This window comes from Enterovibrio qingdaonensis (assembly GCF_028683135.1).
Taxonomy (GTDB): Bacteria; Pseudomonadota; Gammaproteobacteria; order Enterobacterales; family Vibrionaceae; genus Enterovibrio; species Enterovibrio qingdaonensis.
This window is the reverse complement of record NZ_JAJUBB010000009.1, coordinates 25079-50917: the sequence shown is the minus strand read 5'-3', so window position 1 is coordinate 50917 and position 25839 is coordinate 25079. Positions and strand designations below refer to the sequence as shown.

Below are 25839 nucleotides of genomic sequence, written 5' to 3'. Positions count from 1 at the left end.
ATTAGCTACAAGTATCTTCAACTTTAGTTGTCGCTACACCGCCACTAGCCGCAGCTTTATATCCAACATAACAAGTTGTGTCGGCAGCATCAAAACCCCACGCAATGTCTGTACCAGTCGGAGCAGTCGTCAGCTCTTTAAGATCTCCGCTAATATCTACGGCTTTTAAAATACCGTCAGCATCAGCTGTAGGGAAATAATTCGCCACTTTTACCCCACCATTGGTAAGGGTGCCATCAGCTTTACCTTCAAGTTGAGCTGCTGCATTGGTAATTGAAGCTGCGCTTAAAAGTGCTCCATTCACACCCTGAAGCGTTGCTACTTTGGCTTCTGATGTAAAGCTCAAGAACTTAGGTGCAGCTGATACAGCCAAAATACCCAGAATCACAATTACCACGATCATTTCGATCAGTGTAAAACCGCCTTGACGTTTCATTTTACTTCTCCTGTCTTACTCAATACCTCTACCCGCCCAGTAGCGGGATAGAAAGCAAAAACATGACGCGCCAGATTGGCTGACGAATCATCTCCCCAAAAACCGGCGCGCACCGGTCTTTCAAATCGACAATAGGGGCTGGCACTGATACCTTTGTCCTTGGCCACTATCGCTCGAACCATCGGCTGAGGGCGTGTTAACGCCTTCGCCCGTAAATCGTTATCTAACCAGTAAGACTGGCCTGTCAGTGCGTTGAATAGCGCACCACAATCTTGCGATGACAAGTTTGCTAAAACCAAAGCTCCTCCGGTTAACGCGAAGGGATGCCCAGCATGCTTGTTTTTCTGGGGCGTCAGACGAAAAGAAAAACCGTCCACTGACACCATATCGTGTTGCCTATCAATAGGTTGCAAGGTGGCTCGCATTTGCACGTTTTTCACGCCACCTGCAAAGGCATTTGCTAAATAGCGGAACTCAACCTCATCGGCATGGCGCATAACCCGCTCAAACGCGGGGATCGCGGTGATGACTAACGTACCGATAATCAGCGTCAGTAATGCCCATTGCACGGCACTGCTGTCTCTGAATCTTAAGAGCCAGCGCATTTACCCGCCGCGCATCAAATCAAGCATGTTCCACATCGGCAGGAAAATACCCAATGCCAGAATCAGTACCATGCCCGCCACAACCATCAGCAAAATTGGCTCGATGCGTGCTGAAAGGGTTTTTAAGTCGTAATCGACTTCGCGATCGTAAAAGTCACTCGCTTCCAGCAATAAGGTGTCGATTTGGCCCGTCTCTTCACCCACTTGAATCATTTGGTGCACCAGCGGCGTGAAGAGCTTGCTGTCAGCGGTTACCGAACTAAGGTTCATGCCCGACTCAATTGCCCCTTTCATCTTGTCGACTTCGCCAGCAAGGAAATGGTTATCTAACGCGTCACCGGACATTTGCAATGCCGAATTAAGCGGTACGCCAGCGCGTAGCATCAACGCAAACGTACGAGAAAAACGGCTCATCAAAGCGCGGTTGAGCAAGGTGCCGACGATGGGCAATCGGATCTTAAACCGATCCCAGCTGACTCTTCCCTGCTCCGTGTTCTTCCACACATGCCACCCTGCGAATGAGCAACCCATTGAAATAATGAGTAGCCACCAGTAATTAACAAAGAAGCTCGATGTGGCCATCAAGATCTTGGTGGGCAACGGAAGATCTGAGCCGAACTTTTCAAACATCCCGACAAACTGCGGCACCACTTTGACATTCAAAAACGCGACAGCACCAAAGATCACGATCAACACAAAGCTTGGGTAGCGCAGCGCGGATTTGATGCGGCGTCGGGTTTCAATTTCTTGCTCGTAGTACTCCGCCAATTGCAGCATGGCATCATCAAGGCGACCCGTGTTTTCACCGACTTGGATCAGCGACACGAAAAGGTCACTAAACACACGTGGATGATCGCGCATCGCCGATGATAACGGCCGGCCATTAGAAAGCTCGCTACCGACAGAATGCAATGCGCCTTTCAATACGGGATCGTCGGAGCTGTCCGCCAGCCCTTTAATCGCCCGCAGCAAAGGCACGCCCGCTTTGGTCAGGCTGTACATTTGTCGGCACAAGATGACAATCGCATCCAGTTTGACTTTGCGCTGAAACAAGCCAACAGAAGGATTGGCTTTGTTAACCCGCGCAGTCGTCTGCTCCAACGACAACAAAATCTTGCCTGAGCTGGCAATCGTCGCCATGGCTTCGCGCTCACTGGCGGCCTCCAAGACTTCGGTCACCCGTTTACCTTGTGCCGTGCGGGCGGTATAGCGATAACGCGCCATTAGACTGTCGCCATTGACAACGAAGCACCTTCAGAGAGTTTCATCGCTTCTTCTAACGAGGTTTGGCCTTGGCTGGCAAACGCCAATGCCGAATGCACTAACGGTAAGTACCCTGGCTGTTGCTCGGCCAGTTGTGCAAATGCACGCGTGTCATTGCCACGCAGCGCATCCATTAATTCCGGCGTAATCTCTAGTAGCTCAAACACACCGATACGGCCTTTATAGCCGGTAAAGTTGCAACGCTGGCAACCTCGCCCTTTGTAAAATCCCGCGCTCAGTGCATCGGCACCAAGTGTGCTTAGCCACACCTGCTCATCCGGCTCAACCGGATGCGGCACTTTACAATCTGGGCAGATTTTTCGGATAAGACGCTGCGCCAGTACGGCTCTGACCGAGCTGGCAACGAGGTAGCCAGGGGCTTCCATATCCAGAAGACGCAAAGTACTGTCGATGGCGTTGTTGGTGTGCAAGGTCGATAGCACCAAGTGACCCGTTAATGAGGCGCGAAGACCGATCTCTACCGTCTCAAGATCACGCATCTCGCCCACGAGAATGATATCGGGATCCTGACGAAGAAATGTGCGCAGTGCCGATGAGAATGTCAGGCCGATTTTGCTGGCGATCTGCACTTGGCTGATCCTCGGCAAACGGTATTCCACCGGATCTTCTGCGGTTAAGATCTTCTTACCCGGTACGTTCAATTCATTCAGCGCGCCATACAACGTGGTGGTTTTTCCCGAGCCCGTCGGGCCGGTTACCAAAATCATGCCATGCGGACGTTTTAGCTGACTGCGAAAACGCGCCAGCATGTTTGGATCCATGCCCACGTCTTCAAGCTGTAAGATCCCTGCTGATTGATTCAGCAAACGCATTACCACGGATTCACCGTATTGCACTGGCAGCGTCGAGACACGTACATCAATAGCACACCCGCGAACGTTGATGTTGAACCTGCCGTCTTGCGGTAACCGTTTTTCAGAAATGTCCATGCCGCTCATGAGCTTAAGGCGAAGCACCAGCGCAGAAGCGATGGCCTGCTCTTTAAGCAATGTTTCGTGGAGCACACCATCGATGCGCTGACGAATGCGCAGTGTGTCTGCATCCGGTTCGATATGGATATCCGAGGCATTGACTTGCACCGCATCTTCAAACAACGAGTTGATCAGCTTAACAACGGTGACTTCTTCAGACTGGTCGTCTTCTGCGCCAAATTTCTGATCTAGCTTCACACCATGCTCGGCCTGAAGCCTTTCGGCAAACGACGCAATTTCACTGGTACGACGGTAGTAGCGATCAAACGCATCAAGAAGGGGTTGCTCTGCCACGACCATCAACTCAACCTGATATTGGTTAAGCAGGTTCAGAACGCTCTCCTGCGCAGTCAGATCGGCAGGATCCGACATGGCAACGCGCACTGTTTCACCAATGCGCCCAATGACTAAGGCACGAAGACGACGGGCATGCACTTCCGGCAGCAAGTTAACAGCAGTTGGATCGACTTGGGTCAGACTGAGATCGATAAGGGGTACACCAAGCTGACGAGCAAGGAAGTTAAGCATCTGGCTTTCGCTCAAAATGCCCATATCAATCAGGGTGTCACCAAGCTTACGGCCGGTTTCAGACTGACGATTCAGTGCAGCGCCTAAATCAGCGTCCGAAATGATGCACTCTTCAACGAGAAGATCACCCAGCCTTTTACGTAACTTAATGGCCATTCGTTGCTCCTTTCGTGCTGTTGAGGTACACCAGGCGCTGACGCGCAAACTGCATGGATTGGTTACTCAATCCACCTGCGTTTATCGCTTCTTGGTAGCTTTGTTTTGCTCGTTCAAAGTCTGCATTTCGTTCAGCAGAAACCGCAAAACCTAACCACCAACGGCCTTGCTCTGGCTCAATCTGCGTAAGCCACTCATAGCTGTTTTGCGCATCGAGGTGGTGACCGAGCTTTTGCGCTAGACCTGCTCGTATTGACACTAAACGAATGTCATCCATGCTTTGACCGTTAACAGGCGGCAAGAGCACATTGAGCGCAGATTCGTCTCGGTTACTCTGTTGGTAGATTTTCGCCAACGTCAGCTTTAGCGATGACGACGTCGGGTTCGCGTTTATCCCTTTACGAAGCACATTTTCAGCGTCACGTACCTGATTGCGTCCATAGAGCAAGCCCGCAAGTTGATTGATGGCAGCAATATGGTTTGGGTGGTAATTCACCGCGTCTTTAAGTAAGGCAATGGCCTGTTTACTGTCACCCACCTGTGTACGTTTTTGTGCCTTCTCATAGGCAATGGCAGCGAGCTCTTTCCCTGACAGTTCCACGGTCTCTACCGTCAGCGACGATGCTGGGGCGTGGTCTGAAACAACCGTGACCGCACTCTGAGGCGTTGATGTAGACACGGGAACCACAGTGTCCACCTTGGCTGTGGCTTTTGGCTTAGGCTCTGACACGGGCACCACTGGTGCCGCCGCAGGCTCAACCTGCGAGGCTTTAGCATCAACCTCGTCGAGTGCTCTCACCTTTGGCTTTGGTGTACTTACCTTTGGCTTTGGCGCACTTACCTGAGTAAGTTCCACGTAGTCGTTATCATGACTGACGACTTTTTGAGTGGGCGACATTGATGAAGCGACGGTAACTGGCGCAACAGGTTCAACAGCCTGGATGACTGGCAGGGTCTGCGATGTGTTGCTACCCGACGAGGTCAGCGTTGGAGCTTGGTTATCTTCCGATAAATGGGACGTAACACCCCAAACAACACCGGACACACAAAGTACACCGATGCTCAGAATTAGCGCGATTTTAGCAATCCGAAAACGCCAAGCAGACGGCGTTGGAGCCACGCTCAATGTGCTCTCATTGTGATTTGGCGACGCAAGGTCGCTCAGCATTTTATTCAATTCACTCATGAGATAGTCCTAACCCCAAAGCGCGCGCAGCGATGTATGCTGCTTGGCCATTGGCGTATCTTTGATCGCGAGTCGAACAGCACTGCCAGAGACTTTTTTCTGGCCCTTACCAAAGCTCACCAATAAGGCTTTATGACAAAGTTGATGCGCAATGCGCGGAATGCCTTGGCTGGCGACCCAAATACGGCGTTTTGCCCAAAGGCTGAAAACACTCACATCAGCCCCCTGCTCTTCGAGGCGATGATCGATATAGGCGGAGGCTTCCACAAATGTCATTGGGAACAACTCGGCACTAAAGCTGATGCGTTGCAGCAGTTGTCGCATATTGCGTTGGTGCAAGCGCTCATCAAGCTCAGGTTGGCCAAACAAAATCTGTTGGATCAATTTTCGCTGCTCAGTTTCAAGGTTCCCTAGCAATCGAATGGCTTCGAGCACTTCATCAGGCAAAGCTTGCGCTTCGTCGCTAAGGATAAGAACCGGTTTTTCCTGACGCATCGCTTCGATGGCAGCACGCTGAATAGCACCAAGCAACATATCTTGATCCGTATTGCTATCAATACTGAGTTCGTCAGCAATCATGCGATAAAGGCTGGCGACGGTATTCGCAGGGTTTGGCAAATACACCAAGGTAAAATCGCGCGCAAAGGTCTTCAGCAAGTATCGGCAAACCAGCGTTTTTCCCGTGCCTACCTCTCCGGTCACTTTTACCAGTCCTTCACCCATTTTCGCGGCGGTGACACAGGTATTAATCGCTTCAACATGCGAACGTAACCCGAAAAAGCATCGGGTATCAGGGGTTAAGCTAAACGGCGCTTCACGCAGATTAAAATGGGTCAGATACATCGGTTTTTACTGCTTAACTCTCTGGAAACCATTCATTCAGAAGCTGTCGAGATCGGTCAATTTCCTGTTGCCAGGTTTGCTCGCCCACTACAGAAGGCTGAAGCAAAATGACGAGTTCGGTTTTCTGTTTCAATCGATTCACGTTACGGAATAGATGCCCAAGCCCTGGAATATCGCCCAAAAGCGGCACTTTAGAGACTTGCTCGTCATAGCTCGATTTCATCAAGCCACCAATCACCACGACATCACCGGAACGGGCGTGAATAATCGAGTCTGATTCACGAATAGAGGTCTTTGCCAGCGGCAAGATATAAGGCGTGGACGAGTTACCAAGCTGGATTTCTTTGTTTTCCGTCACCACATCGATAACGGCAGGATGGACATGAAGCAGCACGCCATTTTCGTCGTCAATTTGTGGTGTCACGTCTAACGAGATGCCTGAAAAGAATGGCGTCAATTCGATATTTGGACCCGAGTCAGAGTTATCCCCAGACGTGTCGCTGGAAGAGATGTCAGTAACAAAGTACTCATCACCACCCACTTTAATCACGGCTTTTTGATTATTCGCCGCAGTCACGCGTGGGCTCGAAAGCACATTCACATCCCCTTGTGTGTCGAGGAAGCTCAATACCGCAGAGAAATCACCATCGGTGATCTTCACATTGGTTTGTCCGCCAATGACATTGGAAATCAAATCGCCCACTAGGTCAGTTTCAGGACGGGAAATCGACACGCCACCACTGCCGATGCTCTGTGCAATGTTGGCCCAACTGATCCCTTGCTGATAACCATCGCTAAGCGTGACTTCCAAAATTTTCGCTTCAAGGATCACCTGACGCGTCAGGCGTTTTTGCGATGCTTCAAGGAAGTTGCGCACTTCACGCAATTCATTCGGATACGCTTTTACGGTGATCAAGCTCGCTTGCGGAGACACGACAATGCTGCGGCCGTCTCCTTGGCCGATCATCGCTGCGACAGCGCGCTCTAGTTGTTCCCAGAAGCTGCTTTGTGCACGCGTTTCAATCACGGTTCCGCCCGTTGAGGCAGATGTACGATCAGTCGTTTCCTCTCCGCCATTTGAACTGGAAGATTCGGTTGCAATGGCTCCCGTACTCACCGACGTTAACGACACACCAGCACGTTGAAGCTGCAAATAGTCGACTGTAAAGGTTTCGGTTCTCAGCGCAGCTGGGAAAATTTGGATCAGTCGGCCATGAGTTTCAACATTAAATCCGTAAATATCAGCAACAACATTCAACGCTTCTGGCACTGTGACGTCTTTCAACGACACCGTGATTTTTCCATCGACATCAGGGTGCATGACCAGATTGAAGTCCGTTCCCTGAACAAGGCTGCCGAAGAAGGCTTTTGCATCTACGTTCTTCGCATTAATGCGCAAGCGTTTTTCTGACAGGATGCCTGAACCAGACACCTCCGAGAAATCGCCCATCAAATCCTGCGTGACAGCGTCCGGCAAATCTGACAAAGGCTGGCCACTGCTGGTTGCGTACGCTTCATTTAGCGCAGCCTGCACTTCCGTGGGTTTCTGGTGACCGACACTTTGGCATGCTGACAGCAACAGTACCGCGGTGAGGCTAAAAACGAGCCTACTTAACATCTTTATCTTCACTGTACGACCTGCTCATTGAATATGGTCAACGACCAACGCTTATTTCCACGATTGAGCACAACGCGGTTTTCACGGATGGCACTGACGGAAAATCCCTTTATTGTCTGCCCCTGCTGCACTGACTCTCCATCCAAAATCGCAGAACAATACTGTTCTGACGAACACATAATTGCATCGAGTTTTGGCAGACGGAAAGTGGTTTGTTTTTTCACTGTTGCAGGCGCGCGATAGCCAAGAGGTGCCGTAGGATCATCTATGGCAAAGCAAAGCGCAGGCATCATCATTAACACCAGTGCGCCGACATATTTAGAAGCTGCCTTCATCGCTGCCTCCAATAAACATGTCACTTTCACCCAAGGTATAGACTTGAATAACCACCTCAGCTAACGGGTATTCCGTCACTTTATAGTCCACACTACGCCAATAGTATTTCTCAGGTAGTGATTCTAAATCAGACAGATATTTCACAATATCGAAGTAACGTCCTTTCAGCGTGAGCTCCACAGGGTGAACAAAATACCCAGCATCTTTTGAGTCGGTGATCTGCTTTGCAGGCAACGACGACATTGAAACCAAGCTCAATTGCTCTGACTGCGCCAATACCTTCTCTACTAAACGCGGCATTTGGGGGGCCGGCACTAACCCCGCGACCTTCGAATCGACTTTTTCATCCAATGCGGAAATCTCAGCATTGAGTGCCGACAAATGCGCGTCTAATTCAGCATTAGGAGACGTCCCTAACTTTTTTTGCTTTAGCGTGTTTAACGCCAAAATCTGCTTAGTGTTTTGTTCATTGCTGGAAAATTGCGCCTGAAGATCATGCACAGCTTTGGTTGCTGGCTCGATAAAAACCAACATGCCCGCCCCTGCGATCGCAATCCAACCTGCCAACGCAATCAACCATTTTTCCCGCAAGGTTAAGGCATCGAATTTTTCTTTAAGTCGCTCAAGCACGTCTTTCACTTTCTTGCCTCCTCAGCGGTACGTTTGGAGAGCAAGCTGAATGTGAGTTGGTCTTGTTCATTCCGCCCCAACGACATTTCTTTGAAGTCAAAATGTGCGAGAGCATTCTGAGTTTGGAAGGTTTTTAACCAAGCAGGGACTGATTCCGGGGTCGCGACTAGCCCTTTAACATCAAGCGTGTCTTGCGCCATATAGATTTGAGAAACGGATACATCATTTCGAGAAAGTGATGCCAAAGCATTAAATGCCTTTGAATACCCTTCCTGAGATGCAATGTCGTGCTGTTTGACCGCTTCAAGGACACTCTTTTTCGCAGCGAGTTGTTTTTCAGCATCCGTAATTTCACGCTTTATCGCTAATGACGGTACATGTAATTTAAGCTGCTCATCCAGTTGTGAAGATAAGGTCTGAGCGGTCTCCAACTCAATCTCTGAAAGCGCAAGCATCTCGTTAGTCTGAGACAGCTGAATTTGCTGGTAAGCAGACACTAACACCAACATAAACGCGGTCGCTCCCCAGCAAAAGAGCATTTTTTCAAACGTTAGCCAAGGCGTTTTCGGGATAAGATCCTTGCTGAACAAATTGATGTCTGGCGAGCATGACGTGTGATGACCTGCGCGAACGATATGCTGGTAATGGGCACCTTCTTCAAATAATGATTGAGGACGGACAGATACCATTAAGCGTGACGAAAGCTGGAACGCGAGTTCCGTGTCATCAACGCCTTCTACGCTGACAACCAGCCCACTGACTTGTGAAGATTTAAGCTGAGGACGTAAATAATCCAACGAACGCTGAATTTCTAATGCCAAGTCGTCAATGAGCAGCGGTTGTAACGTGCCACCATCGAGAATAAGTCCTCGGATTTGGCGTTGAAAACAAAGCTTACCCTTGTCAAAAACCGCCAGTTGAATTGCCCCTTGGTTGTCCCTACTCAGGACCATTTCTGTCTTATCTAGCTTGGTCCACTGTCGAAGTACAACGTCCTCAACGGTAACCAGACTCGGCACGCAGTGAATCTTCTTCAGCTGCGTATAAAATTGGACAAGGGCGTTTCTGTTACACACAAAGACATGAAAGCGCCCCGTGATCGGTGAGGCGTAACCATCAGCCAATACATCGGCTGGTGATTCGGCGATAAAATCTTTGATCTGAAATGGCAGTGCAGCGCGTTTGTCTTCATCGCTCAACCCCGGATCATCAATCAACAAGGTTTGATAAAGGCCATGACCCAAAATCAGGTTAATACTGACATGGTCAATATTTTGCGCATTTAACAGTTTGAGTGCAGCCCCCCAAGGCTCGGTGCCAGGAGAAAGCGTCTCTGCGTGGAATAAATCTGAGGCTTCAGAGCTAACTACAACCCGTTGCGCAGATACATAAAGGCTAACAACATTCTGCTGCCGAGAAGGGGTGATTCGTGCAAGAAAGGTCGAGACTGCCATTAATGTCTAAATAATGCTCAAACTTGTTAATAGGATGTTTGAAATACAGCATATTCTAACAGAAAATACGCCAAGGATTAAATCGTTATGCGACAGATTCTTGGCGCGGTCGAGTGTTATTTGAGCACTAATTGATAGTTGTCATTTTTTCAGCCAACGTTGCCGTTTTTTTGCGGCCGGGTTAGCAGATAATTCCGCACCGAACAGACGTCCTTGCCCCCCTTGAATACCCAGTTGAATCAACGTTTGCCACTCTTGCGCGGTTTCAACACCCACTGCCAACACTTCTGTTTTTGTTGGCTCGCATGCCCCCAGCATACTTCTAACATAAAGCTGATTTTCAGGACGCTGATGGATATCCCTCATTAAACTTCTGTGGAATTTCACATACTTAGGTTGAATGTCTTTAAGGTAGTAAGTACTAACAACAGAACGCCCGGCTTGGTCAACCACCACAGGACACCCTAGAGCGCGTACCATTTTTAATGTTGGTCTTACTGCGTCTAAGTGTTGAACCAGTGGTGCTTCTGATATTTCTATCTGTAATCGATTGAGCATGCTTCGAGGCGTTTGCAGTAATGTATCACGTAGCCAATACTGGAACTTTCGTTGACGAAGCGATTCAGCGCAAACATTGACCGACAGCGTTTCCCGCCCATCACCATTTCGCAGCTGATTCATCGCTTTTTTAATAACAGCCCGATCGAGGGCGGTATTCATTCCAACAAGGTCGACACCGTTCATAAAACGAGAGGCTTTAATGATCAGGCCATTCTCATCGCGAATACGCGCCAGAAGCTCTGTATGTAGTTCTTCGCCCTGAACATCTTTAACCACTTGTCGGTATAGATCTGGACCGCCTGATTCAAGCACGCGCGAGAGCAAGGTGCGCCAACGAACACTGCCTCTGGCATCTTCAGCGACCACATCTTTCTTAAACGCGAACCACGAGCTACTGCCTTGCAATACCGCACTGCGTTTCGCCATTTCCGCCTCTTCCATCAAGCGACCACGTCGCTCCCCTGCAGAAAAGAACGTCATACCAAGATACGCCCAGTCCTCTTTTTCAAGTGGTGCTGGCGCAGACAAGCGTTCCAAGGCTTTCATCAATTGAGATGCAAATAAGCGCGCATCTTTTGCGGACTGGTGAGTAAGCAAAATCGCAAAATCCGCATCGTAATAACGCGCAAGAATAGCGTCAGGAAAGCGTAAGATGGCGTTAGACAGAATTGCGCCAACTTCTTTGACCCATTCATCGGCACCAGATTTACCTTGCTCCTGAACGAGCCCATCCCAATCGGCGATTTGCAACATGAGTACCGCACCTTGCGCGCCTTTGTCCTGTAAAACGGTTTGCAGGCGATTGTCGAACATGACACGGTTTGCCGCCCCCGTCAGTTTATCCAAGAAGGTATTCGAACGAAGGAAGGTATCAAAGCGACTGCGCTCCTGTCGCGCATCCTTCAATTCAGCAATCATTTGGTCAAGTGCAATACTCGCTGTCGCTGGCCATTCACGATCATCCCCCGTTTTCACCTCTTCTGCGCGTCCAGCGAGGATGAGCCTACCTCTGTCTTCTAAAAGCTCCGCGCCGAGCAATTGTTGACGCAACCATCGGATACCCCAAGACAGTGCCAGTACAATCACCAACACAGCTAAAGACAGAGAGGACATTGCCCCTATGGAATAGGCAAAATTGGCGTACGGTGGCACAGACTTTATGGTGACAAAGAAACCCGGGTTATTCGGTAGAACATACCGATGTTCAATCAGGTCAAGGGGGCGACCAGCCGTTTGTATCTGCTCATAGCGAAACAGCAAACCCGTCTTACTTCGGATTTCCATTTCAACCACATCGCTGGCTTTTAATACCCGAGGAAGCCAATGGCCTATCGTTTCATCTGGCTTGGGATTGGAGATAGCATCATCAATTTCGGTGACCACATTATTCAGATAATGCTCGAGAAAATCGGCACCTAATTTACGGAAGCTGACTGCACCACCAATGAAAAGCACAAACATGGCGCATACGACAATCAATGTAACGAAAGCGACCAGTCGGTTGGTCAGCTTCATCCCTGCAACTTTTCTCATTCAACTTCCACTTTCAGGCCGCATACATCGTCATCTTGCGTCATTTCACACAAAGCAGCAAAAGCAATGGGCACTTTAATATGTTGATAGTAATTAATAAGGTGACAATAAATGAACCGCTTGCTGACGGCATCATATTCAGCGGGCACCATGAAGCAATTTGGGTATTACTGCTTTATTCATGCATTTAGCTATATTATCGTGCTTCCAGAATGGAAAGTGAATGCAAAGTCGATACTCGTTGGAATGAATCATTAGATGGATTGGATCACCTGCGCAAAAAGTTACATCACCGTTGTCGACATGGGCTCTCTTGCTCAGGCAGCCACCAAGCTGAACACATCAAGTTCAGCACTCTCTAAACGCTTGGCATGGTTAGAAAACCAATTAGGTGTTCAACTCCTGAAGCGAACAACACGCCAGCTAACCATGACGGATGCAGGTAAACTGTTTTACCAACGCGGTAAGCTGTTAATTGATGACTGGAATCAGTTGGTATCAGAAACCACCTCAACGTACGGGGAAGTCAGTGGCGTACTGAGAATCGGTGCGCCTCTTGCGACAGGTAGTCGCTTACTGGTCAATAATATCGGTGAGTTTCTGGCGGCGTACCCAAATATTCAGGTCGAACTGCATACGTTGGCACCCGGCCAATTGCCCGACCCGAATTTAGACATTGTTATCACGCGTGAGCTAGCAGACTTCAACTCAGCCAGCTTTATTGCGACCAAGCTGTTCGATTTTCAGCCCCGCTTTTTTGCGTCACCTACATACCTTGCACAACATCCACCGATTTTGAACCCTGAGCAATTGCAGCAACATAACTGTCTGCTATTTGGTTCTAGCAGTCATCCGCAAGAGCACGATTTTGAACATGGCGTGAGATTGAGGCTGAAAGGTAACTTTGTGTCACCGAACCCTGAAGCTCTGGTCAATGCCGCGGTAGCGGGACTCGGTATCATTCTGGTTGGTGACGTGACCATCAGAAAAGAGCTCGACCAAGGGTTACTGGTGCCTGTTTTGACAGAAGTACGACAGCCGAAAAGTGCCGCGTATGCTTATTATCCCAAGCTTGAGTACAACCACACGAAGACGCGACTGTTTATTGATTTCATCAAACAAAAAGTCACTCCCTAGCCACCGCATACTCATGTCTGCTGCTATTGCCCTAAAAAAAACAAAGCCCCGCATAATGCGGGGCTTGGACGCTGTTTGGACAATCGATGATCAGAACGGGATATCGTCGTCGAAATCTGGCATATCGTTGTATTGCTGTTGCGGCGGCTGCTGCGGAGCTTGTTGCTGCTGAGGAGCTTGCTGCTGGTAAGATGGTTGTTGAGGCTGACCCCATCCACCTTGTTGCTGCTGGTTATTTTGCTGTTGCATTGGCTGACCTTGGCCCATACCACCACCGGCACGGCTATCCAGCATTTGCATTTCGTTAGCAACGATTTCTGTTGTGTAACGATCTTGACCGTCTTGACCCTGCCACTTACGTGTTTGCAGGCGACCTTCCAAGTACACTTTTGAGCCCTTTTTCAGGTACTCACCAGCGATTTCAGCAAGACGACGGTACATGACAACACGGTGCCATTCAGTCATCTCTTTATTTTCACCAGTGTTCTTATCGCGCCACGTTTCAGAGGTCGCAATAGTAAGATTGGCCACCGCACCGCCATTTGGCAGATAGCGAACCTCAGGATCGTTACCCAGGTTGCCAATCAGAATTACTTTGTTTACACCACGGCTGGCCATATTTTGCTCCCAAACCATTTTGAGCGCGCCATCCATTGAGGTGCGCATCGAACAATTAAACGGCGATGATACCAGAAGCCAGTATATCCGTCATAGGCTTTCACACGAAACTTTAGTGTCACTCCGCTTAGCGTGTAACCCATGCATAAAATCATAATCTGGGGTGGAGATGACAGCGATGCTGTGCAATTTGTATTAGACTAGAAGTGAAACTTAGGACTGCCTCGCATCAATAACTTAGTTGGAAAGTTATAAAAATGATACGAACGTCAGGTTCAATGCGCTTTAAAATGCAGCGAGTCATATTTTCATGATTGCGCTTGTTGCCTGCACAAGCGAACAGGAAAGGTAATTCGCAACATTTACATCAAGCATTTAGGGATACACATGCAAACCATTGAAACCACATCTGATAGATACACAATTTTGCTCGTTTCTGAGCCCAGCATGACAATCACTGCGCTGATTTCATGCTTGGAAAAGGAAATCGACAGTAGTGTGATATTGGTTGAGAAACAGGAGATTGGTGACAAACTCGCCACTTCTTCAGGGTTGGTTTTAATTGATTTAAGTGCCTTTGAAGGCGACACAGTGAATTTTGTAAAACAGAGCCTTTCGCCGTTTAGTGATCAGCATGTTTTCGCCTTGTTTAATGCCCACGATTTGTCAGCGAAAGAACTTGCCAGTTGGCCGTTTATCAAAGGTGTGTTTAAAAAAGAAGATGACCTTGAGCACCTTTGCCACGGCATTGAAAAAATGCTTTCTGGGGAATATTGGCTTCCTAGACAAAAGCTTGCAGAGCTGATCCACTACTATCAGCAGAACAACAGTAACGCCATAGACTATTCCGATATTTGCCTGACCAATCGTGAACAGCAAATCCTGCGGAAACTGGTAACAGGCGCGTCAAACAGCGAAATTGCAGATAGCCTCTTTGTGTCTGAGCACACGGTCAAATCGCATCTTTATAATATCTTCAAAAAAATCAACGTTAAAAACCGTGTACAGGCGGTGTTCTGGGCAAAAAACAACCTCTCCGTTATTGGGTTGGATTACCAAGGCTAGGCCCTCAATTCAGGGGCGGCCTACCCTTCCTATCGTTTTCAACATCATGTTAATTAAGATGTCTGTCGTCGAGATCCTCAAAAACGACGACTAACCCCGCTCTTGACTGTCTCATCATCGTTTCACTCACCTTTAAGACAGTTTTCTCATCTTTTCTGAGAAAGAATGTCTATACAAAAACAAGAATGATTTAGTCCAGACCCACAAGGATCAGCACTAAATCACGACTAATGGACACTGTGGTACATCGTGAATGTTCCGCAGCGCGCACAGTTGGCTCGCATTAGACGTAGCGTAAGGCTAGCAAAGGACGAAGGTATTATGGCAACGATAAATGGAACTCCTAACGACGACACGCTGAACGGCACAGCCGATGCAGATGTCGTAAATGGTCTAGGTGGCGACGACCGCATCATTGGGTTTGGTGGTGACGATCAAATCAATGGTGGTGCTGGAAACGATTTTCTCATTGGTGGTCGAGGTAATGACATACTCTCTGGCGGCTCGGGTGATGACTTTTTAGGTGGCGGTTTTGATAACGACACGCTGTATGGCGGATCCGGCAACGACACCCTGCTTGGTGGTGATGGTGACGACGTTCTCTACGCTAACTCAGGCAATGATAAGTTGTATGGCGGTGACGGAAATGACCGCTTAATCAGCGGCACAGGCAACGACTTCCTGATTGGTGGTGAAGGCCAAGACATTTTCCACTTTGAAAGCATTTTGGGTGCAGGTACGGGTAATGACCGTATTGTCGATTTTGAAATCGGCACAGACAGCATTCTGATCAGAGGCACTGGCGACACCAATTTTGCAGACCTAGATATTGCTCAGCAAGGCGTAACGACCGTTATCACACTGGCTGATGGCGGTGTTATTACGCTAAACAACACTGTGGCAACAGATCTTTCCGCCTCAGACTTCCTAATTGTCTGAATTAAGCGGTCTATACTCAAGGCAATCTGTCTCCGTGCAGGTTGCCTTTTTTCATTAGTGAAATTGTCCCTTACGCACAGCAAGGATGTGATGCTGCGTGAGGCTTGCACTCAGGTATGCCATGTCTCTGACAACAGAAAACCAACTAAAGACAACGCTTACTCAATGCAAAAAAGCGCTGCTGCTCGTCGTTGCTTTCAGTTTTGTGCTTAATTTGCTCGTTTTGTCTGTGCCGCTTTATATGCTGCAAATTTATGATCGTGTGATCAGCTCACGGTCCATCGACACGCTGCTCCTTCTGACGGTGATTACCGTCTTTGCGCTCTTTACGATGGCGGCATTAGAGAACATACGCACCCGTGTCATGGTAAGGATCGGCGCATGGTTCGACCAAAGCCTGTCACCTGAAGTGCTCGCTGGCAGTATTGCGATGCAGTTGCGACGAGGCGTTTCGGCCTCCGTGCAAAGCTTGCGAGATATTGCGGGTATACGCGCATTCATTGGCGGGAACGCAGTTATTCCTGCTCTCGATGCCCCTTGGACACCCGTTTTTCTTGGCTTTGTTTTTCTCCTCCATCCTATATTGGGCTTTATTGCGACAGCCGGTGCATTGCTGCTTTTCGCTATCGCCATTATTAATGACAAAGTCACCAAGAAAGCGCACAAAGAAGCCAACGAAGCGGCAATTCATGCGATGCAGCAAGCAGAGTCCGCCGCGAGAAACGCCGATGCCATGGAAGCCATGGGTATCATGCGAAACTTTATTCGTAACTGGACCGAGTTAAACAATCAAAGCATTACTGGGCAGATCACGGCCAATTCAAAAGGGGCACTGCTCACTGCAACCTCTAAGTTTCTGAGAATGCTGCTGCAAATTGCTATGTTGGGTGTCGGTGCTTGGTTAGTTATCGAAAATCAACTCACGCCAGGAGCCATGATTGCAGGCTCCATTTTGATGGCTCGCGCGCTCGCTCCCGTTGAACAATCGATCAGTGCATGGGGAACGGCTATAGGTGCTAAACAGAGCTATGAGAGGCTGAAAGAACAAATCCCCCTCTTTCCTGAACGCGCTAAATCGATGCCGTTACCTAAGCCAAAAGGCAACGTATCGGTAGAAAGGATGACCTACTTCCATACTGGTCAGTCTGAGCCCGTACTTCATGGCATTACATTTAAGCTTAATGCTGGTGAAGCACTTGGGATCATCGGCCCTTCTGGCACAGGAAAATCTACGCTGGCTCGTCTGCTATTGGGAAATCTCATCCCCAATGCAGGGACAGTCAGGCTGGATAATATGGATGTCTCTAAATGGGATCCTGACGATCTTGGTCCGCACTGCGGCTACTTACCGCAAGATGTAGAGCTATTCCCCGGCAGTATTCGCCACAATATTGCACGTATGGCTGAAGGCGAGCCTGATGCCGTCATACATGCTGCGAAGCTGGCAGGCTGCCATGAGCTTATCCTTCGTCAGCCGCAAGGATACGACACAGTTGTCGGTGAGCGAGGGCTTGGCCTTTCTGGTGGTGAGCGTCAGCGAATCGCGCTAGCCCGCGCACTCTATGGTGATCCGAGCCTGATCATTCTAGATGAGGCCAATGCCAATTTAGATGGTGTCGGTGAGGTCGCCCTGCAACGCGCCATTGCTTATCTTAAATCCCGCAACGCAACGGTCATTCTGGTCGGTCACCGTCCGAGCATGATGCAATCAATGGACAAACTCATGGTATTACAAGACAGCCAAATTCGCGCCTTTGGCGAACGCGACGAGGTTCTTAAACCCCTGCTAGAACAAAGTGCAGCCATTGCAGCGAAAGGAGGCAGCAAGTGACAGAAATACCCGCAGTTCGTCGTTTAAGCCTTATTGGATTTGGTTTTATTGCATTGTTTTTTGGCACATTTGGTGTCTGGTCTGTTTTCAGCCCGTTAGAGGGTGCATCCATTGCACCTGGTGTTGTAATCGTCGATTCCCAGCGAAAAACGGTACAGCATTTAGAAGGCGGTATTATCGATAAAATTCAGGTGTCAGAGGGAGCGACCATCGAAAAAGGTCAACCACTGATCATTCTTGACGACACGCAGGCTCGCGCTCAACTAACACAATTGATCAGCAAACAACGGAACGCCATTGCCCGCGAAGCACGATTAATCGCAGAGCGAGATAACCAAGACGCCATCGTATTTGATCAGTCTCTTCTGGATCAACGAACCACTGATCCTCGTGTCGAAGAGTTGCTCACGAACCAACAGCGTATTTTTGAAGCTCGACGTGGTTTCTTCACTTCTCAACAAGAAATCATCGACAAACAACTCGCACAGAACCGCGCCGAATTTGAAGGGCAGGAAAAACGACTCGAAATAGAAAAGCGACGTTTGTCCATCATAGGCGAAGAGATAGCGGGAAACCGCCAATTGGCTGAAAAAGGATACGTCAGCAAGACACAAGTACTTCGCTTGGAACGAGAAGAAGCCCAAATACTGAGTACTATCAGCCAACTACAAGCCAATGCCAGCCGCCTCGCCCAAAATATTGCAGAGAACCAAGCGCAGCTAAAAGAGCAAGAATTGGAGCGAATTAAAGAAATAGTTGAAGCATTGCGTGAGAGCCGAGAAGAACACTACGAGCTGGATGAGCAATTGGCCTCCGCCCAACATGTTTTAGAGCGAACCATCATCGTCGCGCCATTGAGCGGCACGGTACTCAACTTACAGGTTTACTCTGAAGAAGGCGTGATCACGCCTGGTCAGCCCTTGTTAGACATCGTTCCAATTGATGAAAAGATGGTCATTGAAGCGCGGGTTAATCCGGCTGACATTGACCAAGTTGACCACGGAATGAAGGCACAAATACGTTTGACGGCATTAAGCATGCGTGCGGTGAAACCTCTGAACGGAGAGCTGCTAACGGTTTCCGCTGACCGATTGGTGGACGACCAATCCGGCGAGGCCTATTACCTAGCCAGAGTGCAACTGACTGACGATGTGAGTGCTGTCTTAGATGGCATCGATTTATACCCAGGAATGCAAGCTGAGGTGATGCTGCTCACCGAACCGAGAACCCCGATTGAATATCTGACAAAACCACTAACAGAAAGTCTCAATCGTGCGTTTCGAGAGGAATGATGCCCACCATCATTTTTCAGTCAAAATTAACACCAAAGCATGAGATGCATATTCATGAATACGGATGTGCAAATAAAGAAACGACGTTGGCAATTTCATTTTGTCTCAAAAATGAAGCGATAGGCGTGTTTTTTCGTGACCAAGGTCACCTTTGATGGGCGTGTGTATAGAAAAATTAGCAGATCCCATATTTTCCCGCTCAACCATGAATTGACCTCACCATCGTGAAAAATGGGACAAAGTTCATCTTCTCTAACCGTAAAGAGGCTGGTTTACTGACTGCATTTCTGGGGCACACTCGCACTCAGTCTGAAATGGAACCCAACTAGCCAGCTTGGGATGTGTGGTTTACTTTTTAATATATGAAATTAAATAAAAAGCCGACGTCCTTTGCGAGCATCACAGTTTGAGAGCTTGTGTATGAACAACCGAAAGATTCGAACACATGGCGCGGAATTCGCCATACTTTATCGACTCTGTGATTTAACCGTCATAGGTTTTTCGCTGGCGGCTGCAAGCTACCTTCACCTCGGAAACGTTATTCATAATTGGCTGCTCATCGTTACGCTGATTTCCGTTTGTTATCTGCTATTTGCAGAAAGTGCACATCTTTATCGGTCGTGGCGCGTCAGTAATTTTCAAGGCCAAATGATGGCGACCTTATTGCCTTGGTTTGGTGCATGCGCGTTGCTCGTTGCTTTTTTCTTTTTTTCAAAAACAGGCGAAGAGTTTTCTCGTATCGTTATGTTTTTGTGGTTTGTCATTGGTGGTTCAGGGCTCATTTTATGGCGCTACGTTGCGCGCTCAGGCCTGAGTAAACTGCGTAATTACGGCTTTAACACACGTCGAGCAGCGATTATCGGTACCACAGCCAATGGCATAGAGCTCGCGAAAGAATTCAAACGTAACCATGCACTAGGCATTGAATTGCAGGGTTTTTATGAAGATAGATGTGCCGACCGTATAGAAGGAGGCCTTCCTTCTCCCATGCTGGGTAAGGTTAAAGACGCCCTTGAGCAGGCCAAACAAGGCAACCTTCAACATGTCTATATTGCCATGCCAATGCACGCAAAAGACCGGATTGCGCGTTACCTCAACCAGTTTGCCGACACCACCGCAACGACCTACTTGGTTCCTGATTTTTTCACTTACAACCTGCTTCACAGCCGATGGCAAACCATTGGTCACGTCCACACTCTCAGTGTGTATGACACGCCGTTCAGTGGTGTTTCCGCTTGGGCCAAGCGTCTCGAAGACATTGTCCTGTCTGTGCTAATTCTCATCCTAATCTCCCCCGCCATGGTTGGCGTCGCGCTTGGCGTGAAGCTGTCTTCCCCCGGTCCCATCATCTTTAAACAATATCGTTATGGTCTGGATGGTAGGAAGATTGAAGTGTGGAAGTTCCGCTCTATGTCTGTGATGGACAACGGTGATGACGTCAAACAAGCCACCAAGAATGACCCCCGTGTCACGTCTTTCGGGGCGTTTATTCGACGTACATCGCTCGATGAATTACCGCAGTTTTTTAATGTATTACAAGGGTCAATGTCGATTGTCGGCCCACGCCCTCATGCCGTCGCGCACAACGAACAATACCGCGCCATTGTTGATCGCTACATGCTGCGACACAAAGTAAAACCGGGCATCACGGGATGGGCCCAGATTAATGGGTACCGCGGTGAAACCGACACATTGGACAAGATGGAAAAACGTATCCAGTTCGATCTGGAATATATCCAAAATTGGTCATTGTGGATGGACATAAAGATTGTCTTTGCGACTGTCTTTAAAGGGTTTGTCAGTAAGGCAGCGTACTAAGGAGAATTAAGTGAATCGAAACCATGCAGTTGTTTGTCCAATGCTGTTTCTTCCTTTCTCTGCGATTGCGGTGGAGCCGTTGCCTTACCAAACCGACAGCGGCATAGATATTATCCCCACCATCGAGATGAGCGTTGGTCATAACGACAATGTTCGTCGAACTGAGAATGACACCGTCAGCTCACCACGATTTGTCATTTCCCCCAAAGTGATTGCGCAGCTAGAAACGGACAGAGGTGCGTATCAATTCGACTACAGATTTGACGCATTCCAATATAGCAACAGCAGTGACGACGATTTCATCGATCATCGCGCCCATGCAGCTGCGTATTGGATGTTCGATATTCGAAATCGACTGCGCCTAGATTACGTTTTTCGAATTACGCATGAACCAAGAGGCACAGGGCTTACCGAAGGGATAAGCCTCGCGGTTAACGAACCACTGCGGTTCAATCATCAAGATCTCAATGCCCGCTATACTTATGGAGCCGCAGGGGCGAAAGGCCGATTGGTTGGCATCATCGGGTATGAAGACAAAAAATACAAAGACGCAACCTACGTACGCAACAGTCAGGTAGAACAAACCCGATACTATGACTGGGAGCAACCCTATCTCTCAGGCGAGTTTTACTACGCCTTATCGAACTATTTTCATGCCGTCACAATCGCACGATTTGAAGACCGCAGTTACCAATACGTTGACCCCGATCCTGGTTATACCCGCGACAGCAAAAACACGTTTCTTTACGGCGGTTTAGAATGGGAAGTAACAGGTAAAACAAAAGGTACTGTGCTGGTTGGCTGGCAAGACAAAGATTTTGAAGATCATCACCGAAGTGACTTTAACGGCTTCAGTTGGCGTCTCAATCTGAGCTGGGCCCCCACGGACTTCAGTGAATTTCGTTTAGAGGGCAGAGATTATGCCCGAGACCCAGACATTCAAGGTGACTATGTCGAAGACCAATCAATACGCCTTGAGTGGGATCATAAGTGGACACCGCGCTTTGGCTCTGTAATGACAACGCGCTATGGGGTCAATGATTACCCCGGTATCCGTAAAGACAAGGACACCACGCTAGGGTTGACGTTCGTCTACAGTTTACAACGTTGGTGGGACATTTCTTTCGGTGCGTCTCACTTTGATCGTGATTCGACGTTTAACGGTTATAGCTACGACCAGACGCTTTACTTTATCGGGACGGAGATAAGCCTTTGATACGAAAACTCGTTGCCATTTTATTACTGTTCATTCCTTTATTCGTGCTAGCTGCTGGTGAAGAAAGGTACCTGCTCGACGATGGCGATCGGATCTCAATCAAAGTTTATGGTGAAGACGATCTGTCTATGGACCTACTCCTTACTGCCAGAGGGCGGTTTGACTACCCGTACTTGGGCAGAATCCAGGCAGCTGGAAAGTCGGTGGGTGATCTCCAGCGTCTCATTGAAACAGGATTGAGAGGTGATTACCTCATTGACCCTAAGGTTACGGTGAATGTGATTCAGTTTCGTAAGTTTTACGTAAATGGCGAAGTGAATCATCCCGGCGGGTACGATTTTCAACCGGGGCTGACTGTAGGCAAAGCCATTGCCATCGCGGGTGGTTTTACCGACCGCGCCTCTAGAAACAAAATACAAAAAACAGAAGCCAAAAACGGAAATACAGAGAAAAACGTTGGCTTATCTCAGGCGGTAAGCCCGGGTGACATCATTGTGGTCGAACAAAGCTTTTTCTAATTTATTTGCGCTTTTTACAAGGACAAAGCAAAGATGAAAATCATTGAGCCAAATCCGGTTGCCGAAACACCGCGAGTCGACTTTAAACGATTTGTGGGTGTGCTTGGTCGTTACTGGTTCCCCATTGTTCTCTTTGTCACCATTGTCACTGCCGCTGCCACGCTGTTTATTTTGTCTATTCAGCCGGTCTATCGCGCCACTGCCACCTTGTTAATTGAATCCAGTGCGAACAAAGCCGTTTCCATTGAAGAGGTTTACGCGATCGATACCAACAAGAAAGAGTATTACCAAACACAATTTGAGATTCTCCGTTCGGATCATATCGCTGAAAGCGTCATCGACGAATTGGGGCTGGCGCAGTTATCTGAGTTCAACAGCCTTGTCGGCAAACCCTCCGCACGCGATCGGATGCTCTCACTGCTGCGCCAAATCGATGGATTGGAAGGTTTTCTACCTAAACCCCTTCCCCCGTCCACTGACCCAAACAGTGATGCAGCAAAGCGAGCGGTGCTGAAAAAATTCAAGTCGCACTTCGCCATTGAACCCATAAGGTATACGCAGTTAGTCCGAATTCATTTTGATTCAGCCAATCCAGCATTGGCCGCGAAAGTGGCAAATGCCGTAGGTAATGCCTATATCGAGTCCAATCTCGAAGCAAGGCTACTTGCTACACAAACCGCGTCGACCTGGCTTACTGAGCGTCTTGCGATACTGGAAAACAGCCTTAAAACAGCCGAATTCGCACTGACAGACTTCCTTAAACAAGAAGGGCTCATTGAACTTGATGATATCGATGAACTGGCAGGGACTGAACTCACGAACCTCACCATCCGCGTATCTGAAGCGAAAGAGCGCCGTGTCGCTGCAGAATCAATTTACTCCTTACTTCAATCTAGCGGCAACAGTGCCGCCAGCTTGCTGTCCGTCCCTGAGATATCCAATCACCCTCAAGTACGAGATGTGAAAAGCGCAGAGATTGATGCAGAGCGAAAAGTCTCTGAACTGGCAAAGCGGTACGGTCCAAAACACGACAAGATGATTCAAGCCCGTGCACAACTTGATGCGGTAAGAGCCCGTTCGCGTGCCGTCATTCGAGAGTTAGGCATCGGTATACAAAAAGATTTGGATAACGCCATCAAACAAGAAGCCGCCTTACTCGCTGAGTTAAATAGTAAAAAAGGCGATTATCAGCACATCGCAAGCAAGCGGGCACAATATGACGCATTGAAGCGAGATGTAGATTCAAACCGCCAACTGTACGAAATGTTCTTAAACCGGCAAAAAGAAACCACGGCAACCAGTGACTTTGAATCGCTCAATGCTCGATTTACTGACAGGGCAAAAGCCCCTCAAGACCCATTTCGGCCACAAACCACCAAATTAATCGTGATCAGTGCCGCATTCGCCCTACTGATTGCCATCATGGGTGCTTTCCTTGCAGACGCATACCGCAATACCATTGAAAAACCAGATGATATTGAAGGGAAGCTCGGCTTGCAGCACCTAGGATTTTTACCTCGGGTAAAGGTGAAGCGATTCAAACATACCCCCATAGACCACACACTGTATCTTGACCCAGATGCAGCCTTATTCAGTGAGTCAGTGCGAACTATCCGCACCTCGATTCTTTTAACCTTGACTAACAGCAATCGAAAAGTTCTGTCTGTAACGTCATCACTTCCATCGGAAGGAAAAACAACGGTTGCACTGAATCTCGCACAATCTCTCGCGACCATGGAACGTACTTTGCTCATTGACTGTGATTTGCGCGTTCCCGCGATCGGTCAGCGTTATGGGCTACCGCGAAATCAAACAGGTCTGACAAACATACTGGTGATGGGGGCTTCCGCTAGCGATTGTATTTATCACGATGATGCATCGTCGCTGGATATTTTGCCCGCAGGTCTGTTACCTCCAAACCCACAAGAGTTGTTGAGCTCACCCAAATTTGCCGCCTTATTAAACCAGCTCAAGCAAAGCTACGATCGGATCGTATTGGACACGCCGCCCGTCCAGATTGTCAGTGACAGCTTGATCCTCGGCAAACTAGCTGGCGGGATGATTTTGGTGGTGAAAGCCGAATCAACAACGGAAAAACAAATCAGCCAAACCGTAGGGCAGTTGGTCAGGCACGACATTGCCATTGATGGGGTCGTCCTCAATCAACTCTCCAGCAAATATGCGGAGGAAAAGTACAAGCTGCACTATGGTTATTACAATAACAACAAGCACGATGACGAAACGTTAGAAGCCAGCTAGGACGCTGATATAACAAGGATAAATAGATAATAATGAAAACCAGCTTTGATGTATTTAATGGCGATGCAGATGGGATTTGCGCACTCATCCAGCTCCGCCTCGCTACCCCCAAAGACAGTGCTTTGATTACTGGGGTGAAGCGCGATATTGCCCTTCTAAAACAGGTCGACCCTGCCATTGCTCAAGACGTGACAGTCCTTGATGTGGCGATGGGGAAAAACCGTTGTGCTCTCGATAATCTGCTCTCTGAAGGGGTAAGGGTATTTTATGCCGATCACCATAATCCGGATGAAATTCCCGATCACCCTTCACTGACAAGCCACATCAATACGGCGGCAAATACGTGCACAAGCCTCATCATCGACAAGCTACTTGATGGACGTTACCGCGAATGGGCGCTCGTTGGTGCTTATGGCGACAACATGATTGCTGTTGCTGACACCTTGGGTAAAAAATCCGGCCTGAGTGAGCAAGACCGCCAGAAATTGAAGCAGTTTGGCACCTACCTTAACTACAACGGTTACGGTGCTTCTCTGTCCGATCTGCTGTTTTCACCCGCAGAAATATACAAACTCATGGCGTCTTATCCGTCGCCATTTAACTTTATTGCAGAGCGCCCTGACGTATACGCCACACTGGAGAATGGCTTTATTGGCGACAGTGAAAAAGCCGCCGCGATCATTCCATATTCAGAACGTATTGGCTCTCGCGTATTTATGTTCCCCGATGAAGCCTGGGCGAGACGCATTAGTGGCGTGTTTTCCAATGACATGACCAATCGCGACCCTCACGTCGCAAATGCCGTCATTACGGCAAAAGCAGATGGAAACTACCTCGTCAGCATTCGAGCACCACTGAAAAATCGTGTGGGTGCAGACGAACTCGCATCCTCTTTCCCAACCGGCGGTGGCCGAAAAGCCGCAGCAGGGATCAATGCCCTCCCCGCTGAATTGCTGAGTGAATTTATCGAAGCATTCCACCAGCGCTATCCGCTGGATACTTAAA

Annotated in this window: 23 protein-coding genes; 11 read left to right on the top strand and 12 right to left on the bottom strand. The window is 48.6% G+C overall.

Going from position 1 to position 25839, the window contains the following annotated elements:
- Window position 1: 1 nt before the first annotated feature.
- The 11 genes from LRP49_RS13585 to csrD all read right to left on the bottom strand — a co-directional run bounded on the left by LRP49_RS13585 (window position 2) and on the right by csrD (window position 12141).
- Window positions 2–436, bottom strand: a complete 435-nt coding sequence (locus tag LRP49_RS13585) for a type II secretion system protein (RefSeq protein WP_274142849.1) — start codon at window positions 434–436, stop codon at window positions 2–4.
- On the bottom strand, window positions 433–1041 hold the full coding sequence (locus LRP49_RS13580) for a hypothetical protein (RefSeq protein WP_274142848.1): 609 nt from the start codon (window positions 1039–1041) through the stop codon (window positions 433–435). Before LRP49_RS13580 ends, LRP49_RS13585 begins: the two co-directional genes overlap by 4 nt.
- Window positions 1042–2265 carry a type II secretion system F family protein gene (locus LRP49_RS13575; RefSeq protein WP_274142847.1) on the bottom strand — a complete coding sequence of 408 codons (1224 nt, stop codon included), beginning with the start codon at window positions 2263–2265 and terminating at the stop codon, window positions 1042–1044.
- On the bottom strand, window positions 2265–3980 hold the full coding sequence (locus LRP49_RS13570; RefSeq protein ID WP_274142846.1) for a GspE/PulE family protein: 1716 nt from the start codon (window positions 3978–3980) through the stop codon (window positions 2265–2267). Before LRP49_RS13570 ends, LRP49_RS13575 begins: the two co-directional genes overlap by 1 nt.
- Window positions 3970–5166, bottom strand: coding sequence for a tetratricopeptide repeat protein (locus tag LRP49_RS13565; protein ID WP_274142845.1), 1197 nt, complete (start codon window positions 5164–5166; stop codon window positions 3970–3972). Before LRP49_RS13565 ends, LRP49_RS13570 begins: the two co-directional genes overlap by 11 nt.
- 9 nt (window positions 5167–5175) lie before the next feature.
- Window positions 5176–6009 (bottom strand): ExeA family protein, encoded by an 834-nt coding sequence (locus LRP49_RS13560; protein ID WP_274142844.1) that lies wholly within the window; start codon window positions 6007–6009, stop codon window positions 5176–5178.
- 13 nt (window positions 6010–6022) lie between these two features.
- Window positions 6023–7627, bottom strand: coding sequence for a pilus (MSHA type) biogenesis protein MshL (gene mshL / locus LRP49_RS13555; protein WP_274142843.1), 1605 nt, complete (start codon window positions 7625–7627; stop codon window positions 6023–6025).
- Between the two features lie 8 nt (window positions 7628–7635).
- Window positions 7636–7962, bottom strand: a complete 327-nt coding sequence (locus LRP49_RS13550) for an MSHA biogenesis protein MshK (protein WP_274142842.1) — start codon at window positions 7960–7962, stop codon at window positions 7636–7638.
- Window positions 7946–8602: a type 4a pilus biogenesis protein PilO gene (pilO, locus tag LRP49_RS13545; protein ID WP_274142841.1), complete on the bottom strand. Its 657-nt coding sequence runs from the start codon at window positions 8600–8602 to the stop codon at window positions 7946–7948. Before pilO ends, LRP49_RS13550 begins: the two co-directional genes overlap by 17 nt.
- The gene (locus tag LRP49_RS13540) at window positions 8599–10047 is read right to left on the bottom strand and encodes an MSHA biogenesis protein MshI (protein WP_274142840.1); all 1449 of its coding nucleotides are present in this window, start codon (window positions 10045–10047) and stop codon (window positions 8599–8601) included. The genes pilO and LRP49_RS13540 overlap by 4 nt, the downstream gene beginning before the upstream one ends.
- Window positions 10048–10188: 141 nt before the next feature.
- On the bottom strand, window positions 10189–12141 hold the full coding sequence (gene csrD / locus LRP49_RS13535; protein ID WP_274142839.1) for an RNase E specificity factor CsrD: 1953 nt from the start codon (window positions 12139–12141) through the stop codon (window positions 10189–10191).
- Window positions 12142–12252: 111 nt separating this feature from the next.
- Between csrD and LRP49_RS13530 the strand changes: the two genes are divergently transcribed.
- Window positions 12253–12399, top strand: coding sequence for a hypothetical protein (locus tag LRP49_RS13530; protein WP_274142838.1), 147 nt, complete (start codon window positions 12253–12255; stop codon window positions 12397–12399).
- Window positions 12400–13278: a LysR family transcriptional regulator gene (locus tag LRP49_RS13525; RefSeq protein ID WP_274142837.1), complete on the top strand. Its 879-nt coding sequence runs from the start codon at window positions 12400–12402 to the stop codon at window positions 13276–13278.
- 90 nt (window positions 13279–13368) lie between these two features.
- On the opposite strand, the gene LRP49_RS13520 is transcribed toward LRP49_RS13525, so the two are convergent.
- The gene (locus LRP49_RS13520) at window positions 13369–13896 is read right to left on the bottom strand and encodes a single-stranded DNA-binding protein (protein ID WP_274142836.1); all 528 of its coding nucleotides are present in this window, start codon (window positions 13894–13896) and stop codon (window positions 13369–13371) included.
- 387 nt (window positions 13897–14283) lie between these two features.
- Between LRP49_RS13520 and LRP49_RS13515 the strand changes: the two genes are divergently transcribed.
- The 9 genes from LRP49_RS13515 to LRP49_RS13475 all read left to right on the top strand — a co-directional run bounded on the left by LRP49_RS13515 (window position 14284) and on the right by LRP49_RS13475 (window position 25838).
- Entirely contained in the window at window positions 14284–14961 is a 678-nt protein-coding gene (locus LRP49_RS13515) for a LuxR C-terminal-related transcriptional regulator (protein WP_067419665.1), read from the top strand.
- Window positions 14962–15282: 321 nt separating this feature from the next.
- Complete coding sequence (locus LRP49_RS13510; protein ID WP_274142835.1) at window positions 15283–15900, top strand: calcium-binding protein; 618 nt, start codon at window positions 15283–15285, stop codon at window positions 15898–15900.
- Window positions 15901–16021: 121 nt separating this feature from the next.
- Window positions 16022–17731 (top strand): type I secretion system permease/ATPase, encoded by a 1710-nt coding sequence (locus tag LRP49_RS13505; protein ID WP_274142834.1) that lies wholly within the window; start codon window positions 16022–16024, stop codon window positions 17729–17731.
- Window positions 17728–19023, top strand: coding sequence for an HlyD family type I secretion periplasmic adaptor subunit (locus LRP49_RS13500; RefSeq protein WP_274142833.1), 1296 nt, complete (start codon window positions 17728–17730; stop codon window positions 19021–19023). The genes LRP49_RS13505 and LRP49_RS13500 overlap by 4 nt, the downstream gene beginning before the upstream one ends.
- Before the next feature lie 420 nt (window positions 19024–19443).
- A complete protein-coding gene (locus LRP49_RS13495; protein WP_274142832.1) occupies window positions 19444–20841 on the top strand; it encodes an undecaprenyl-phosphate glucose phosphotransferase in 1398 nt (465 codons plus the stop codon).
- A gap of 10 nt (window positions 20842–20851) precedes the next feature.
- A complete protein-coding gene (locus tag LRP49_RS13490; RefSeq protein WP_274142831.1) occupies window positions 20852–22057 on the top strand; it encodes an outer membrane beta-barrel protein in 1206 nt (401 codons plus the stop codon).
- Window positions 22057–22575 carry a polysaccharide biosynthesis/export family protein gene (locus LRP49_RS13485; protein ID WP_420791580.1) on the top strand — a complete coding sequence of 173 codons (519 nt, stop codon included), beginning with the start codon at window positions 22057–22059 and terminating at the stop codon, window positions 22573–22575. Before LRP49_RS13490 ends, LRP49_RS13485 begins: the two co-directional genes overlap by 1 nt.
- A 33-nt stretch (window positions 22576–22608) precedes the next feature.
- A complete protein-coding gene (locus LRP49_RS13480) occupies window positions 22609–24834 on the top strand; it encodes a GumC family protein (RefSeq protein WP_274142830.1) in 2226 nt (741 codons plus the stop codon).
- Window positions 24835–24866: 32 nt separating this feature from the next.
- Complete coding sequence (locus tag LRP49_RS13475) at window positions 24867–25838, top strand: DHH family phosphoesterase (protein WP_274142829.1); 972 nt, start codon at window positions 24867–24869, stop codon at window positions 25836–25838.
- The last annotated feature ends 1 nt before the right edge of the window (window position 25839 follow it).

Coding starts and splice junctions, on each gene's coding strand:
- LRP49_RS13510 (WP_274142835.1), top strand. CDS start 15,283: ATGGCAACGATAAATGGAACTCCTAACGACGACACGCTGAACGGCACA.
- LRP49_RS13520 (WP_274142836.1), bottom strand. CDS start 13,896: ATGGCCAGCCGTGGTGTAAACAAAGTAATTCTGATTGGCAACCTGGGT.
- LRP49_RS13575 (WP_274142847.1), bottom strand. CDS start 2,265: ATGGCGCGTTATCGCTATACCGCCCGCACGGCACAAGGTAAACGGGTG.
- LRP49_RS13550 (WP_274142842.1), bottom strand. CDS start 7,962: ATGAAGGCAGCTTCTAAATATGTCGGCGCACTGGTGTTAATGATGATG.
- LRP49_RS13475 (WP_274142829.1), top strand. CDS start 24,867: ATGAAAACCAGCTTTGATGTATTTAATGGCGATGCAGATGGGATTTGC.
- LRP49_RS13540 (WP_274142840.1), bottom strand. CDS start 10,047: ATGGCAGTCTCGACCTTTCTTGCACGAATCACCCCTTCTCGGCAGCAG.
- LRP49_RS13505 (WP_274142834.1), top strand. CDS start 16,022: ATGTCTCTGACAACAGAAAACCAACTAAAGACAACGCTTACTCAATGC.
- LRP49_RS13560 (WP_274142844.1), bottom strand. CDS start 6,009: ATGTATCTGACCCATTTTAATCTGCGTGAAGCGCCGTTTAGCTTAACC.
- LRP49_RS13530 (WP_274142838.1), top strand. CDS start 12,253: ATGAACCGCTTGCTGACGGCATCATATTCAGCGGGCACCATGAAGCAA.
- LRP49_RS13525 (WP_274142837.1), top strand. CDS start 12,400: ATGGATTGGATCACCTGCGCAAAAAGTTACATCACCGTTGTCGACATG.
- LRP49_RS13515 (WP_067419665.1), top strand. CDS start 14,284: ATGCAAACCATTGAAACCACATCTGATAGATACACAATTTTGCTCGTT.
- LRP49_RS13570 (WP_274142846.1), bottom strand. CDS start 3,980: ATGGCCATTAAGTTACGTAAAAGGCTGGGTGATCTTCTCGTTGAAGAG.
- mshL (WP_274142843.1), bottom strand. CDS start 7,627: ATGTTAAGTAGGCTCGTTTTTAGCCTCACCGCGGTACTGTTGCTGTCA.
- LRP49_RS13565 (WP_274142845.1), bottom strand. CDS start 5,166: ATGAGTGAATTGAATAAAATGCTGAGCGACCTTGCGTCGCCAAATCAC.
- csrD (WP_274142839.1), bottom strand. CDS start 12,141: ATGAGAAAAGTTGCAGGGATGAAGCTGACCAACCGACTGGTCGCTTTC.
- LRP49_RS13495 (WP_274142832.1), top strand. CDS start 19,444: ATGAACAACCGAAAGATTCGAACACATGGCGCGGAATTCGCCATACTT.
- LRP49_RS13480 (WP_274142830.1), top strand. CDS start 22,609: ATGAAAATCATTGAGCCAAATCCGGTTGCCGAAACACCGCGAGTCGAC.
- LRP49_RS13580 (WP_274142848.1), bottom strand. CDS start 1,041: ATGCGCTGGCTCTTAAGATTCAGAGACAGCAGTGCCGTGCAATGGGCA.
- LRP49_RS13585 (WP_274142849.1), bottom strand. CDS start 436: ATGAAACGTCAAGGCGGTTTTACACTGATCGAAATGATCGTGGTAATT.